Source organism: Saccharothrix xinjiangensis, assembly GCF_039527585.1.
Lineage (GTDB): Bacteria > Actinomycetota > Actinomycetes > Mycobacteriales > Pseudonocardiaceae > Actinosynnema > Actinosynnema xinjiangensis.
On record NZ_BAAAKE010000001.1, the window covers coordinates 121,183 to 136,450 of the forward strand.

Sequence of the window (15,268 nt, forward strand, 5' to 3'; positions counted from 1 at the left end):
GCGGGCACGGTCGCCCCCGTTCACGCCGGAGCAGGGGGAGCCGGCGCCCTGGCGCCGACCTCGGGCCCGTCCTGCGAGGACGGCGCGGTGGACACCAGGGCCGGCGTCACGTCGGCGGGCGGCGCGAAAACCTCTTCCGGTCGAATGCGCGGCGGCGTGGAGGCCCACGGCTTGAGGTCCTGCACGACGTCCTCGTAGAAATTCGTCACGGCGTCGAGCACGGAATCGATGAAGGAATTCCGGCCGGTTCCCCGCTCGCCGCCCATCGGCGTCGTGACCGCCACCCGGAAACCGCGGATCTCCTTCGCGGGATCCGTCACGAGAACCGTGGGGTCGTTCCGCACGACCCTCAGCAGCTCCGACGCGCCCGCGCCGCGCCCGTGCAGCGCGAAGGCCTCCAGCCGGACGGTCTCCGGCGCGTCCTTGAGCTGCCGGACCAGCCAGTCGACCCGGGTGGTGGGGCGGCCCTCGCGGGGACCGTCGAAGTCGACGTGGCAGACGACCTGCCCGGCGCGGAGGTCGGCGGTCACCTGGAGGGCGCCGACCGTGCCCGGGATGCGGATGCCGCCGGTGAGCCGCCCGTCGGAGACGAGCTGCCCGACCTGGCCCGTCACGCGCACCCCGGGTTCGGCGAGCTCCCTGCGGGTGAGCGCGGGCGTGACCTCGGCGCCGAGGCGGCGGCCGAGCCGGAGGCAGGCGAAGCGGATCAGCGCGTCGAAGCGCAGCGCGACCTCGGGAGCGGCCCCGTCGCCCGCGCGCAGGGTCCCGGCCTGGATCGCCTCGCGCAGCGGGACCCACGACGCGCCCATGTCCTCGAAGGCCATCGTCCCTGATCGCGGGTGCTCCAGGTAGCGGATCAGCTCGCCGAGGACCCACGCCCGGTCCGCGTCGGCGACGCCCCGGTGCTCCTTCTGCACGACGGCCTCGCAGAGCACCTGGGTCCACGACCAGTGGTGCAGGGCGACCTCATCGAGCTTGCGCCGGTCCACCGGCGTCGGGTGCCGCCCCGGCAGCGCCGGGATCTCGTTGGAGATCGTGACCACCGCGTCGAAGCCCTGCTCGCGGGCCACGTCCAGGCAGTCCTCCAGCCGCTCGGTCCGCAGCTCGTTGCCGCCGGTCCTCACCTCGACCAGCGCGGTCCACGACCGCCGGCCGCGCACCACCCGGACCAGCCCGGCGGGGACGAGCTCGCGCCCCCCGGACTCGAACGGCACCTCGATGAACGTCCGCACGGCCGCCGCGGGCGCGCCCAGCGGCTGCGTGAGGGCGCGCCCGAATTCGCGCACCGCGGACATCACCGCGAGCAATGCGGAAGTCGCCCTGCGTTCCTGCTCCTCCGCGCCGCTGATCCCCGAAGTGGGGATCAACCTGGCGGCGTGCCAGCTTTCCGCGGACGACATCGGCCCCCTCGCACGGTATTCCCCACCACTCGGATCACCGCCTTTTTCGACAAGGGCCGCGCAGTCGTTACCCCGTGCGCGGGCGTTCACCCCTTCGTCGCAACGCGCCCTCAGCGCGGCAGCTCGGTCAGCACGGGGTTGCGCAGGGCCTCGTAGATCACCGAGCTGCGGAAGCTGATCACCTCGCGCCGCTCGCTCAGCCGGTCGATGAGGAACGCGTGCAGGTGCTCCAGGTCCTGCACCGCCACGTGGATGAGGAAGTCGTCGTCCCCGGCCACCACGAACATCGCCAGCACCTCCGGCAGCCCGCCGATCGCCGCCTTGAAGTTGTCGATCACCGGGCGGCTCATCGGGCGGAGCCGGGCGGCCACGAACGCCTGCACCGGGCGGTTCAGCGCGCCCAGGTCCACGTCCGCGTGGTAGCCCTTGACCACGCCGCGCCCGCGCAGCGCCCGCACCCGCTCCAGGCACGTCGACGGCGCCACGCCCAGCCGCCTCGCCAGCTCCCGGTTGGTCAGCCGCGCATCCAGCTGGAGGTTCCTGATGATCGCCGAATCAAGTTCGTCCACGCGGCGATCATCGCAAACGGGACCGAACGAAGTTCGGCCTCGCTGGACAAGGCCGTTCAGGTGAATAGCTTCGACACCACTCCACCGAACGAACGGACACCTCCGTGCTGCCCACCAAGCTCGTCCTCGTCCTGCGCGACGACCTGCCGCCCCACCTCGCCGCCAACGCCGCCGCCGTCCTCGGCCTGACCCTCGGCGCCCGCCTGCCGGGCGACCTGCTCGGGGACGACCTGGAGGACGCCGACGGCACGACCCACCTCGGCCTCAACACCCACCCGGTGCCCGTCCTGACCGCGCCCGCCGACCGGCTCAAGGCCCTCCACGGCGCCGAGGACGTGCTGACCGTCGGCTTCACGGAGGTCGCCCGCCGCTCCCGGACCTACGCCGAGTACACCGAGGCCCTGGCCGGCGCGAACGACCCCGAGTTCGTCGCCGTCGCCCTCCACGGGCCCCGCGCCGAGGTCAGCAGGCTGACCCGCAGGCTCCCGCTGATGGCCTGATCCCGGTGACTGCCTGATCCGATGACTGCCTGATCCGATGACTGCCCGATCCGATGACTGCCCGATCCGATGACTGCCCGATCCGATGACGGCGGCGGGCACGCGTCCGCCGCCGTCGGACTCCCGCGCCCGGGCCGGACCGGCGCACGACCGGCGCACGACCCCGGCAGCGCACCGCCCCGATCAGCGCACGGGCCGGGTCGGCGGCTCCGGCCGGTCGATCATCTTCGTGACCGGGCCCTCCTTGCTCAGGCCCGCCTGCGACAGCCACGAGGACAGCTCACCCCGGATCGCGGCCAGCGACGGCCGCTTGGCCGGGTCCCCGTCCAGCGCGGTGGTCAGCAGCCGGGAGTGGGCGCTGTGCTGGGGCAGCTTCACGCACGGCTCGCCCTGCGCGGCGGCCATCAGCGAGGAGATCGGGTTCTCCCGCGACCCGCGCGGCGGCTGGCCGGTGAGCGCGTAGCTGACCGTGGCGGCGAGCTGCCAGGCGTCCGAGGCGGGGCTGGCGGTCTCGCCCCGGGCGGTCTCCGGCGCCAGGAAGTCGGGGGTGCCGACCATCATGCCGGTGGCGGTGAGCGTGCTGTCGCCCTTGGACCTGGCGATGCCGAAGTCGATCAGGTGCGCGGTGCCGTGGGTGTCCACGATGACGTTCGACGGCTTCACGTCCCGGTGCAGCACGCCCTGCTCGTGCGCGGCGACCAGCGCGTCGGCCATGTTCACCCACAGCCGGGCGGCCAGCGTGTCGGCCAGCGGGCCCTGCTTGAGCACCACCTCGGACAGCGGCTGCCCGTCGATGTACTCCATGATGATCGCCAGGCCGTCCGGGTCCTGCACGATGTCGAACACCCGCACGCAGTTCGGGTGCCGCACGGCCGCCAGGGCGCGGGCCTCGCGCACCATGCGCTGCTCGGTCTCGTTGTCCGGCGCGTGCGCGAGCTTCACCGCGACCGTGCGGGCCAGCTGCTCGTCCACGGCCAGCCAGACCGTGCCGAACCCGCCGCGGCCGAGCTGGCGGATGCGCCGGAACCGGCCGCCCGCCGGGTTCCACACCTTGCCGGAGTCCGCCGCCGGGGCCGGGTTGGACCCCACCGGGCGCCCGCCCGACCCCGCGTTGGGCCCGAACGGCAGCGGACCGGGCGTGTCGGCCAGCCGGGCGGGCTGCTCCACGCGCGTGGGCGGCGGGGACGTCGGCTGGGGCGCGGGCTGCGACACGGGCTGCGACATCGGCTGCGACATCGGCTGGGGCGTCGGCTGCGAGGGCTTCACCTCGGCGATCCGCGTCGGCGGGTACTGCCGGTTCGGCGGCGGCACCGGCCGGTACGGCGCGGGCTGGTAGGGCGGGATCTGCGCGGGCTGGTAGGGCGGCGGCTTCTCCGACTGGTACGGCGGCGGCTTCTCGGACTGGTAGGGCGGCGGCTGCTGGGGCTGGGGCTGGGTCTGCTTGGGCCGGCCCTGCTGGGACTGGGGCTGGGTCTGCTTGGGCGGCTGGCTCGGCTGGGGCGGCTGCTTCTGCGGCGGCGTCCTGGACGCCGCGGGTTGCGGGTTCGGGGTCCCGCGATCGCGACCGGGGCGGTTGAGCATGGCGGTAGTCAACCCGAAAACCTTGACCACCAGGGAGCCCAACAGGGCTATCGGGAAGTACCCGAGCAGCAGGTGGCCCACGAGCGTCACCGGCAGTGCCGACGTGGCCACCAACAGCACCAGGAACGGCGGCCAGAACACCCGGCGCGGCCAGTTCGGGCCGAGCCGGAAGGCCGAGCCGGCCTGGAGCATGACGAACAGCAGGCACAGCAGCGCCAGCAGGCCCGTCACCGCGCCCGCGACCATGAACACCACGCGGCCGTCGCCGAAGGCCGTGATGATCGACGGCGCGCCGACCAGGTAGTCGAACTGGGTGAACGCCACGCACGGCGACTCGTCCAGGGTCCGGACGCCCTCCAGCCGGCCGGTGCGCAGCAGCTTGAAGGTGGCCGAGAACGCCACCCACGGCAGCACCAGCGTGCTCATCACGCCGAGCACGGCGAAGATCGCGCCGGTGATCGGGCCGTAGGAGTTGCCGACGACCCGGCGCACGGTGATCGACAGCAGCGCGGCGACGGTCGGCAGGGTCCCGAGGAGCGCGCCGAACGCGGTGGTGGTCCACGCCCAGTCGCCGGGGCACAGCGACACGCCGGCCCAGTCGTGCAGCCACGCCAGCAGCGACTCGGCCAGCTCCACGACGCGCACCACCCCTTCTCCTCGCCCCTCAGGGTACGGGTGCGGGCCACGCCCCCGGTGGCGCGCGACCGACGCGGTCCTGTTCCGCGCTGGTCACGCCGTTGTCACGGCGGGTCGGACGAGGGGCTGCGGCACGCGCGGAAAAGGGGCCCGGCCGAAGCCGGGCCCCCGCGCGCGGTCGCCGCTAACCCACGCGCTCCCACAGAGCAGGCACCGAAGGTGGATCCCAGCCTGTTTGGGACGTGTGCCCCTGCAAGCACCTGTACCCGACGCCGTCGTACGACACGAGGGAGCCGGCCGCGTACGCGACGCCTGGCTGCCAGGTGGTCTGGCCCGGGTTCGTGGTCGTCGTGGTCGGTGACGTCGGATCGGTCGTCGGCGACCCGCCCTCGACGATCAGCTTCAGGCCGTACGCCTGGAGGATCTCGTTGACCGGCTGGAAGTAGATCGTCCCGCCGGACGTGCAGTTCCCGGAGCCACCGGAGGTGACGCCCTGCGCCTGGTCACCGGTCAGCCACGAGCCGCCGGAGTCGCCGGGTTCGGCGCAGGCGTTCGTGCGGGTCAGACCGGTGATGGTGCCCTCGGGGTAGGTGACCGAGGCGTTCTTCTGCTGGATCGTGCCGCAGCGCCAGCCCGTGGTGGAGCCGGAGCGGCACACCGAGGAGCCGACGGCCGCCTCGGTGCCGCCCCGCACCGGCACCGTGCCGGGGTAGCGGTTGACCAGCGGCCGGCCGGTGTTGCCCGCGGCCGTGCGGACCCACGCGTAGTCGTTGCCGGGGAAGCTCGACCCGACGACCGAACCGGTGGGCTGGGTGGTGGCGGTGCCCGCGCGGCCGCAGTGCCCGGCCGTGACGAAGCCGCCGTCGACGGGGAACCCGATGGAGCACCGGGAGCTGCCGAAGTAGTAGGCGTTGCCGCCGATCACGTCGATCAGCGGGCGCGGGCGCTCGGCGGAGCGCTCGACCCGGACCTCCGCCCCGGTCAGGCCGCTGGCCTCGGCGAACGCCCGACCGGCCGCGACGTCGCGGGCGAGCACGACGACCGCGTTGGTGGGCGTGTCGACGTACCAGCCGGGCACGGCCGCGGGCGCGTCGCGGGCGTTCCGGTCGAGCTTGACCTTGAGCGCGTCGAGCTGCGCCAGGGTGCGGGTGACGAGCCGGGGCGTCGCGCCCGCGTCCTCCACCGCCTGGATCTGGGACGCGGTGGTCACGCCGACGACCAGCTCGGTGGCGTCGGCGTTGAGCCAGGCGCCCGCGAACGCCGGGCCGAGGCGGGCCTTCAGGGCGCTCTCGGTCGTGGCCGCGCCGGCCTCCCGGGCGATGCGGTCGCGCGCCTGGTCCGGTGTGATCTTGAAGTCTCGGGCCATGGCCGCGACGAGGCCGCCGTCCGGGCCCGAGCGCGGTGGTGGTCCGGCGGTGGCCGTGGTGGTCAGGGCGGCGGCCAGGCCGGCCGCGCCCAGGACCGCCGCGGCCGCCGCGGCTACGGGTCGTCGAGTCATCCGCTGTCTCCTCGCAGGGGGTGGTGACACGGGATTCGAGGTCGACGCTAGCCGGCGGGGGCGGTGCGGCGGATATGCCAGTCGGGTCCTAACGCGGCGTTATGGTCCAGTCCAATTTTTTGTCAGAGCAGGCTCAGCTGCGTGCCCTTCCGCCTCCGGCGCGGGCGGGCCTCGCCGACCTGCTCGAAGGACTCCAGCGGCGCCAGGAACGGCGAGCGCGGGCGCGCGGTGGTGTGGCTGAGGAACAGGTGCCGCTGCGCCCGGGTCATGCCGACGAACAGCAGGCGGCGCTCCTCGTCGACGGCGTCCGCGTCGTCGTCGCCCGGCCACCGCATCGGCAGCAGGCCGTCCTCGCAGCCGACGACGAACACCACCGGGAACTCCAGGCCCTTGGAGGCGTGCAGGGTCAGCAGCGAGATGCGGTCGGCCCGCGGGTCCCACGTGTCGACCTCGACGCCCAGCGCCAGCTCCGCGCGGAACCGCTCGACGTCCGCGCCGCACTCGGCGGCCAGGGGTTTGAGCAGCTCGTAGGCGGTGTGGTCGTCGCCGGCCACGGCGCGCACGCGCTCCAGCACCGTGCCGCCGGGCGCGTGCCCGACCTCGTGCGCGATCCGGGCCACGCCGGGCCGGCCGGCCAGCCGGTCGTGCGAGCGCTTCTGGAACGGCAGGCCGGACCTCGTCAGCGCCTCCACCAGGGCGCGGGACTGGCGATCGGTCCGGTAGAGCACGGCGAAGTCAGAGAAGCCCAGGCCCCGCGTGCCGTCGGAGGACACCCGGCCGCTGTCGAAGGCGTGGAACGACGCGCCGCCCAGCACCTGCTCGACGGTCCGCGCCACGAACGCCGCCTCGGCGGCCTCCGACGCGGCGTGGTGCACGCCGATCGCCGCGTCGCCGTGGTCCACCATCGGCGTCAGCTCGCGCCCCGGCACCAGCGACGACGGCGCGATGACCTCCAGCGCGCCGCGCACCACGGCCGCGGACGACCGGTAGTTGCGGGTCAGGTGCACGACCCGCGCGGTCGGGAAGTCCTCCCGGAAGCGCAGGAAGAACCCGACGTCCGCGCCGCGGAACCGGTAGATCGCCTGGTCCGGGTCTCCGATCGCGGTCAGGTCGCCGTCCGGCGGCGCGAGCAGCCGCAGCAGCCGGTACTGCTGCTCGTCCACGTCCTGGTACTCGTCGACCGACACCCACCGCCACCGGTCGCGGTAGGCCGCCACCAGCTCGGGCGAGCCCTCCAGCAGCTCCAGCGGCAGCGAGATCAGGTCGTCGAAGTCGACCAGGTCCTGCTCCCGCAGCGCCGCGAGGTACCGCTCGTCGCGGGCCTCGACGAGCGCCTTGGCGGCCTTGCCGTCCGCGACCAGGGTCCGCGCGACCTCCAGCTGCCGGTCCGGGTCGGCCACGCCGAAGGAGGCCGACAGCCCCACCGCCGCGTGGTGCTCGCGCAGCACCAGCACCCCGAGCGAGTGGAACGTCGCGATGGTCAGCCCGGCCGCGTGCTCCGGCGCGAGCGCGGCCAGCCGCTCGGCCATCTCCTCCGCCGCGCGGCGGGTGAACGTGATGGCCAGGCACGACGAGGCGGGCACGCCGCGCGAGGTCACCAGGTCCGCGATCCGGTGCGTCAGCGTCCGGGTCTTGCCCGTGCCGGGCCCGGCGATGATCAGCAGCGGCCCGCCCTCGACCGCGGCGGCCGCGCGCTGCTCCGGGTCGAGCCCGTCCAGCAGCGACCCGCCGACCGGCGCGGGCGCGGCGACCGGCGGCGGGGCCTCCGCCGCGGACTGCGCCGGCGCCTTCCGCGGCGCCCTCGCGGGTTCGGCGGGCGCGGCGGGCTCCGCGTCGAACAGCGCCAACGACGCGGCGCGCCGGGTCAGCTCGCCGGGTTCGAACACGCGGATCACGCCGTACTCGCCGTCGTAGCCGGAGTCCCGCACCACCTCGCCGCGCCGCAGCCGCGCCACCGCCTCGGCCAGCAGCGGCGAGTGCGCCGCGATGTCGTCCACCGGCACGTCCCGGAGGATGACGAGCTCCGGGCCCAGCGCCGCGGTGAGCTTGTCGACCTGCGCCAGCACCTTCTTGCTCTTCGGCCCCACGCCCAGGATCTCGCCCACGACCTCCGGCAACGGCACCAGGCTGGTGAACCCGCCCGCGGGCGCGGGGACGTCGCGGTCGGCCAGCTCCTCGACCCGGCTGAGCACGCCGACCGTCAGCGGCTTGGCGCACACCGGGCAGATGCCGTTGTGCGCCAACGTCTCCTCGGGCTCCATGCGCACGCCGCACTTGCGGTGCCCGTCGACGTGGTACTTGCCCTCCTCGGGGAAGAACTCCAGCGTGCCGCCGAAACCCTCGCCCGTCTCCAGCGCGCGCCGCACCGCGTAGTAGTCCAGGTCGGTGTCGAACACCGTGGCCTCGCGGCCCAGCGCGGGCGGCGAGTGCGCGTCGGAGTTGCTGACCAGCCGGTACCCGTCCAGGCTGGACACCCGCCGGTTCATGTCCGGGTCGGACGACAGCCCGGTCTCCACGGCGAAGACGTGACCGGCCAGGTCGGCGTAGCAGTCCGCGACCGCGTCGAACCCGGACTTCGAGCCGAGCACCGCGAACCACGGCGTCCAGACGTGCGCGGGCACCAGGTAGCCGCCGCACTCCAGGGTGGTCTCCAGCAGGTCGCGCGAGTCGAGCCCGAGGATCGGCCGCCCGTCCGAGCCGATGTTGCCGATCCTGGCCATGCGCGCGTTGAACCGGGCCGCGGATTCCAGGTCGGGCATGTAGACCAGGTGGTGGACCTTGCGCGTGTGGCCGTCGCGCTTGTAGATGGTCGAGATCTCCACCGACAGCATGAACCGCACCGGCGCGGCGGCCAGCGACGGCGGCAGGGTGCGGTCGATCTCCCGGTCGAGGTCCTCGCGCAGCCGGAACAGCCCGGGTCCCGCCTCGACCAGGTTCTCGGTCAGGTGGTCGTACCAGGCGGGGTGGGTGAAGTCGCCGGTGCCGACGAGCGAGATGCCCTTGCGCCGCGCCCACCACGTCAGGTGTTCGAGGTCGCAGTCGCGGCTGCACGCCCGCGAGTACTTGGAGTGGATGTGGAGATCGGCCACGAAACGCACCGAACCGATGGTAGTCCCGCCCACCGGCACCGACCGGCCGGGCCGCCGTCGCTCAGGCGGTGGACCCGTCGGCGAGCAGGTTCTCGGAGCCCCACTCCCCCAGCGGCTCCAGGGCCCGGTTGAGCGCGTGCCCGAGTTCGGTCAGCGAGTACTCGACCCGGGGCGGCACCTCGTCGTGCGCCTCGCGGCGCACCAGGCCGTCCCGCTCCATCTCGCGCAGGTGCGAGGCGAGCACCTTCTCGGTCACCCCCGGCAGCTCCCGGCGCAGCCTGCCGAAGCGGCAACGCGGGTGGGCGCCCAGCGCCCAGAGGATCGAGACCTTCCACTTGCCCTCGATCACGGCCATCGCCGCGTCGAGCCCGCACCGGTGCGCGATCGCCCGCACGTCCACCCCTCCCACCTGCTCGCTTCCCCCAGGGTAACCACGCACCCGCGAGTGCGTACTTGATCAACTCGGGTCGCGGGTCGAGCCTGGTGCCATGACCAAGACCCCGTTGACCCTGCTCGGCCTCGGCGCGATGGGCGCCGCCCTCGCCGAGGCCTGGCTCGCCGCCGACCACCCGCTGACGGTGTGGAACCGCACCCCGGCCCGCGCCGACCCCTTCGCCGGCCGCGCGGCGGTCGCGGCCACGGCGGCCGAGGCGGTGGCGGCCAACCGCCTCGTCGTGCTGTGCCTGCTGGACGAGGACTCGATCGCCGAGACCCTGGCCGACGTCGACCTCGCCGGCAAGGACCTCGTCAACCTGACCACCGGCACCCCGGCCCGGGCCCGCGCCCGCGCGGAGTGGGCGCGGGAGCGCGGCGCCCGCTTCCTCGACGGCGGGATCATGGCCGTGCCGCCGATGATCGGCGTGCCGGGCTCCGGCGGCTACGTGTTCTACAGCGGCTCGCCCGACCTGTTCGAGGAGCACGGCGCGACCCTGGCCGTCCCGGCGGGCGCCCGTTACGTCGGCGAGGACGCGGGGTTCGCCGCCCTGCACGACGTGGCGCTGCTCAGCGGCATGACCGGCCTGTTCGCGGGCGTCGTCCACGCCTTCGCCCTGATCCGCGAGGAGGAGGTCCGGCCGACGTCGTTCGCGCCGCTGCTCGCGGACTGGCTCACCGCCATGACCCCGTTCGTCCACGGCCTCGCGGAGCGGCTGGAGAGCGGCGACCACACCACGGGCGTGGTCTCCAACCTCGCCATGCAGTCCGCGGCCAACGCGACCCTCGTCGCCACGGCCGAGGACCAGGGCGTGAGCACCGAGCTGCTGGCGCCGTACTTCGCCCTGGAGGAGCGCCACGTCGCCGCCGGCCACGGCGACGAGGACGGCGCGGGCCTGGTCGACCGGCTCCGCGCCGGCTGACGGTGGCGGGCCCGCTCCCCTGTGGGCGGTCGGGCCCCTCCGGCGGCGGCGCCGTCGCCGGCCGGGGTGGTCGGACCACCCCGCCCGGCGCGACGTCAGTCCCCCGCGCCCAGCGGGCGCTCCGGCTCGGCGGTCCCGTCGGTCGACGCGTCGCGCAGGTGGACGAGCCCGGTGAACCCCTGCGCCTCCAGGCGGTTGAGCTGCGCCGGGAGCTTGCCGCTGCGCCGCAGCACCGTGGTCTCGCGCCCCTGCGCGCGTTCCCGGCGGGCGCGCCCCAGCGCGGCGGAGAGGGGCACGTCGGCCTCGAACAGCACGGCCAGGGCCGAGCGGGCGGGCGCCTCCGGGATCAGGTCGACGATGCGCTCGAAGCCCAGCGAGAAACCGCAGGCGGGCACGTCCTTGCCCAGCGAACGGCCCACGAGCTTGTCGTAACGCCCACCGCCCGCGACGGACGAGGACGAATCCGGGTGCGAGATCTCGAAGATCTGCCCCGTGTAGTAGCCCATGCCCCGCACCAGGGTGGGGTCGAACTCCCAGCGGACCGCGCGGGTCGCGCCGAGGTCGGCCAGGCACCCGACCGTCGTGGCGAGGTCGGCCACCACCTCGTCGGCCAGGTTCGGCACGGCGTCGGCGAGCCGGTCCGCGACCGCGCCCGCCTCCAGCCCGGTCAGCCCCTCGATGACCGACCGGACCTCGTCCACGGCCGTCGCGGGCAGGCCGCGCTTGTCGACCAGCTCGGCGCGGACGCCGTCCCACCCGATCTTGTCGAGCTTGTCCAGGCCGATGAAGAAACCGGACCACTCGGCCTCGGCGAGCCCCGCGTGCGCGGCCAGCGCCGACAGGAAGCGCCGGTCGGACAGCCGGACGGTGGTGCCGGTGATCCCGACCGCGTCCAGCGCCTCCGTCGTCGCCTCGATCAGCTCCACCTCGGCGAGCACCGAACCGTCGCCGACCAGGTCGATGTCGCACTGGTAGAACTGCCGGTAGCGGCCCTTCTGGGGGCGCTCGGCCCGCCACACGGGAGCGAACTGGAACGCGCGGAAGGGCGTGGGCAGCGTCGCGTGGTTGTTGGCGTAGAACCGGACCAGGGGCACGGTCAGGTCGAACCGCAGGCCCAGGTCAACCAGGTCCGCGAGCCGCGAGCCGGCGTCGACGTCCTCGCCGAGGCCCCGCTTGAGGACCTGGAAGATCAACTTCTCGTTCTCGCCGCCCTCACCGCCCCGCAGCCGCCGGATGTCCTCCAGGGCGGGCGTCTCGATGCGCTGGTAGCCGTAGCGGCGGTAGACCTCGCTGATCCTGCCCAGCACGTGGTCGCGCAGGGCGACGCCGTCCGGGAGCAGGTCGCGAGTGCCTCGCGGCGGACTGTTGTCGATCTTCACCTTTCGGCCCCCTGCGGCTAGCGGTTCGAACCGCTGAAAGGTACCGCCTCCGCCCCGGCGCCCTGGAGGCGATCATCACCCTTTCGGCAGATCGCCCGGCCCCGCCCCGGGGCGGGGCCGCGCGCATGGCTGGTCGTGGCGCGATCCGACCGCGTGGTCTCGTGGTCGGGCATCGCGTTCGGCTCCTGTTCCTCGCGCTCTTCACGACGGCGATGTGGCGGGCGTCCACATCGGTCCGCGCGGCCTCCTGCTCCACCGCGCGACCAGCCCGGCCGGAAGTCCGAAAGCGACCACGGCTCGAAGCCCCACCACCCGGGCACAACGCAGAAGAGCGGCACCCGACTCGCCGGGCCCGCTCTTCGTGTGCTGTGTCATTTGTGGAGCTGAGGGGAATCGAACCCCTGACCTACTCGATGCGAACGAGTCGCGCTACCAACTGCGCTACAGCCCCGTGTTCAGTTGTCGTTCCGTTGTCGTGCGGGGGAAGCATATCAGGCTCGAAGGGGTGGTCCCGCCACCCCCCTCTACTCGCCCGCCGCCCGCCGGTACGGCAACGCCTCCGGCCCGTCCAGCTCGACGAACACCGGGTCCTCGTCGTCGGCGTCCACCACGACCGTGCCGGGGCGGACCTCGTGGTGGAAGCGCGGCTGCGGCGGCAGCCCGGCGGCTTCCCCCCGCGCCTCGTCGGCGTCCTCGCCGCCCGCCTCGGCCCCGCGCCGGGGCTCGTCGGCCTGCCTCGTGGCGCGCCGGCGGTGGACCTGGGCCAGGCGCGCCTGGCGCCGGGCCCGGACGTCCTCCTCGATCTTCACCTGGCGGCGCAGGTACCCGAGGTAGGAGACGAGCGCCACGTCCACGGCGGCGTGCGCCCACCACAGCACGGGCAGCACCAGGCCCGCGACCAGGCCGGTGACCAGGGCGAGCAGCAGGAGGGAACCGACGACGCGACGGCGGAACGCGAACTTGGCCTGGGCCGCGATCGCCGCGCCCTCCGGGTCGTACCCGCCGCGCCCGGGGCGGAACGGCCGGGGCGCGTACTCCAGGTCCGGCTCGTCGTACTCGTCGTAGTCCTCGAAGTCGTCGTCGGGCATGGCGTCGTACTCCTCCTCCATGCTGCCGCGCGACGCGTCGGCGCGCTTGCGCGCGACCATCGGGACGAGGACGACCAACCAGGCCACGACCAGTCCCACGACGATCAGCGAACTCGGCATCCCCGTCACCTCCCCCTACCTCGCGGCGCGCTCGGTGCGCACGCCACGCTAGCCACAACAGTCACACCTGTCCCGGAGGCTCGCCGCCCGGCATACGTACTAAAGTGTGGTGTATCACCCACTTTCGGGTGAGCCGAATAAGCCTCTCGGCCCCAAGATCACGCGGTTCGGACGTACCCCCGCGCGGCCAAACGGCGCACCAGCCCCTCCGGCGCGGACTCCTCGGCGGTCATCGCGAAGCACAGGTGGTCGCGCCAGTCGCCCGCCACGTCGAGGTAGCGCCGGAACAGCCCCTCCTCGCGGAACCCGGCCTTGGACAGCACCCGCAGCGACGCCGCGTTCTCCGGTCGCACGGTCGCCTCCAGCCGGTGCAGGCCGCCCTCGCCGAAGCAGTGGTCGACCACCAGCGCCAGCGCCGCCGTCGCCACGCCGCCGCGCGCCCGGTCGGCCGCCACCCAGTAGCCGACCCACGCCGAGCGCAGCGAGCCGCGCACGATGTTGCCCACGGTGATCTGCCCGGCCAGGTCGCCGTCCACGGTGATCGTGAACGGCATCGCCTGGCCGCGCCGGGCCGAGGACCGCAGCGCCGACCACTGGGCGGGCCAGGACAGCGCGGAGTTGCGCTCGTGCCAGCCGTCGACCGCGGTGGGCTCCCAGTCCTCCAGGTGGGCCTGGTCGCGCAGGCGGATCCGCGACCACACCGAGGCGTCGAGCAGCTTCGGCGGGCGCAGCGCCACCAGACCGGCGTCGACCCGCAGCGGTCCGAGCCGCGCGGGCCAGCCGGGGTGTCGCCCGCCCTCCCACGCCAGACCCATCTATCCCCTTTGCGCCAGGAAGCTGACCGCGACCTCGTCGCCGACGGCCACGTCCGTCACGTCCTCGTCCACCACGACCAGGCAGTTCGCCTCGGCCAACGAGGCCAGCAGGTGCGCACCCGACGTACCCAGCGGCTGCACCAGGTACTCGCCGTCGTCGGCGTCGCGCAGCAGTTGGCCGCGCAGGAAGCCGCGGCGGCCCTTGGTCGACGTCAGCGGGGACAGCAGCCGGGCGCCGACCGTCCGCCGGTACGGGTTGCGCTTGCCCAGCGCGGCCCGGATGAGCGGCCGCACCAGCACCTCGAACACGACCAGCGCGCTCATCGGGTTCCCGGGCAGCAGGAACGTGGGCACGGCGTCCGGGCCGAGCCGCCCGAAGCCCTGCACCGAACCGGGGTGCATGGCCACGCGCGTGCAGTCCAGGTCGCCCAGGTCGGCCAGCGCGGCGCGCACCTCGTCGCCGACGACGCCCCCGACGCCACCCGCGATGACCACGATCTCCGACAGCAGCAGCCTGCCCTCGACGACCTCCCGCAGCCGGCGCGGGTCCGGCGACAGGATCCCGACCCGGCTGACCTCGGCGCCCGCGTCCCGCGCGGCGGCGGCCAGGGCGTAGGAGTTCACGTCGTAGACCTGGCCCTGGCCCGGCGTGCGGTCGACGTCCACCAGCTCCTCGCCGACGGAGATCACCGACACCCGGGGCCTGGGGTGCACCAGCACCTTGTTGCGCCCGACCGCGGCGAGCAGGCCGACCTGCGCGGCCCCGATGGACGCGCCGCGGCGCACCGCGACGTCACCGGTCTGCACGTCCTCGCCGGTGCGCCGCACGTAGGCGGCGGACGGCACCGGGCGCTGCACGGTCACCTTCGCCTGGTGCCCGTCGGTGTAGCCGAGGGGCACCACGGCGTCGGCCAGGGTCGGCAGCGGCGCGCCGGTCGCGACCCGGACCGCCTGGCCCGGTTGCAGCCGCCGGGGTTGGCGCGACCCGGCGGGGATCTCGCCCACCACCGGGAGCACGACCGGGTCCTCGTTGGCGACCTGCACGTCCACGCTGCGCACCGCGTAGCCGTCCACCGCCGCCTGGTCGAACCCCGGCAACGCGCGCTCGGCGACCACTTCCTCGGCGCAGAGCAGGCCCTGCGCCTCGGAGATCGCGACCCTCACCGGGGCGGGCCGCACCGCGGCGGCCACCACCCTGGCGAGCTGCTCGTCCACTGACCTCATGTGTTGACCCTCGT

At 74.1% G+C, this 15,268-nt stretch carries 12 protein-coding genes and 1 tRNA gene; 2 read left to right on the forward strand and 11 right to left on the reverse strand.

Annotated elements, in window-relative coordinates:
* Positions 1-20: 20 nt before the first annotated feature.
* Together ABD223_RS00570 and ABD223_RS00575 are read right to left on the reverse strand one after the other, a co-directional pair.
* On the reverse strand, positions 21-1,400 hold the full coding sequence (locus ABD223_RS00570; RefSeq protein ID WP_344033779.1) for a hypothetical protein: 1,380 nt from the start codon (positions 1,398-1,400) through the stop codon (positions 21-23).
* Between the two features lie 110 nt (positions 1,401-1,510).
* Complete coding sequence (locus ABD223_RS00575; protein WP_344033780.1) at positions 1,511-1,969, reverse strand: Lrp/AsnC family transcriptional regulator; 459 nt, start codon at positions 1,967-1,969, stop codon at positions 1,511-1,513.
* 104 nt (positions 1,970-2,073) lie between these two features.
* Here ABD223_RS00575 and ABD223_RS00580 point away from each other — a divergent pair, with 104 nt between their 5' ends.
* The gene (locus ABD223_RS00580; protein ID WP_344033782.1) at positions 2,074-2,469 is read left to right on the forward strand and encodes a DUF2000 domain-containing protein; all 396 of its coding nucleotides are present in this window, start codon (positions 2,074-2,076) and stop codon (positions 2,467-2,469) included.
* Positions 2,470-2,652: 183 nt separating this feature from the next.
* On the opposite strand, the gene ABD223_RS00585 is transcribed toward ABD223_RS00580, so the two are convergent.
* The 4 genes from ABD223_RS00585 to ABD223_RS00600 form a co-directional block, all read right to left on the reverse strand.
* Complete coding sequence (locus tag ABD223_RS00585) at positions 2,653-4,698, reverse strand: serine/threonine-protein kinase (protein ID WP_344033783.1); 2,046 nt, start codon at positions 4,696-4,698, stop codon at positions 2,653-2,655.
* A 172-nt stretch (positions 4,699-4,870) separates the two neighbouring features.
* Positions 4,871-6,184, reverse strand: a complete 1,314-nt coding sequence (locus ABD223_RS00590) for an alpha-lytic protease prodomain-containing protein (protein WP_344033784.1) — start codon at positions 6,182-6,184, stop codon at positions 4,871-4,873.
* Positions 6,185-6,306: 122 nt separating this feature from the next.
* Entirely contained in the window at positions 6,307-9,282 is a 2,976-nt protein-coding gene (locus ABD223_RS00595; RefSeq protein ID WP_344033785.1) for a UvrD-helicase domain-containing protein, read from the reverse strand.
* Between the two features lie 52 nt (positions 9,283-9,334).
* Positions 9,335-9,628, reverse strand: a complete 294-nt coding sequence (locus tag ABD223_RS00600) for a winged helix-turn-helix transcriptional regulator (protein WP_344034702.1) — start codon at positions 9,626-9,628, stop codon at positions 9,335-9,337.
* 133 nt (positions 9,629-9,761) lie between these two features.
* On the opposite strand from ABD223_RS00600, the gene ABD223_RS00605 reads away from it, so the two are divergent.
* On the forward strand, positions 9,762-10,628 hold the full coding sequence (locus ABD223_RS00605) for an imine reductase family protein (protein WP_344033786.1): 867 nt from the start codon (positions 9,762-9,764) through the stop codon (positions 10,626-10,628).
* Between the two features lie 95 nt (positions 10,629-10,723).
* Here the strand turns inward: ABD223_RS00605 and hisS are convergent, their stop codons facing one another.
* The 5 genes from hisS to glp all read right to left on the reverse strand — a co-directional run bounded on the left by hisS (position 10,724) and on the right by glp (position 15,254).
* Positions 10,724-12,007, reverse strand: a complete 1,284-nt coding sequence (gene hisS / locus ABD223_RS00610) for a histidine--tRNA ligase (RefSeq protein WP_344033787.1) — start codon at positions 12,005-12,007, stop codon at positions 10,724-10,726.
* Positions 12,008-12,385: 378 nt separating this feature from the next.
* Positions 12,386-12,458 (reverse strand) — tRNA-Ala (locus ABD223_RS00615).
* A 73-nt stretch (positions 12,459-12,531) separates the two neighbouring features.
* Positions 12,532-13,215 (reverse strand): divisome protein SepX/GlpR, encoded by a 684-nt coding sequence (gene sepX / locus ABD223_RS00620; protein WP_344033788.1) that lies wholly within the window; start codon positions 13,213-13,215, stop codon positions 12,532-12,534.
* Between the two features lie 158 nt (positions 13,216-13,373).
* On the reverse strand, positions 13,374-14,030 hold the full coding sequence (locus ABD223_RS00625; protein ID WP_344033789.1) for a GNAT family N-acetyltransferase: 657 nt from the start codon (positions 14,028-14,030) through the stop codon (positions 13,374-13,376).
* Positions 14,031-15,254, reverse strand: coding sequence for a molybdotransferase-like divisome protein Glp (gene glp, locus ABD223_RS00630; RefSeq protein ID WP_344033790.1), 1,224 nt, complete (start codon positions 15,252-15,254; stop codon positions 14,031-14,033).
* Between the last annotated feature and the right edge of the window lie 14 nt (positions 15,255-15,268).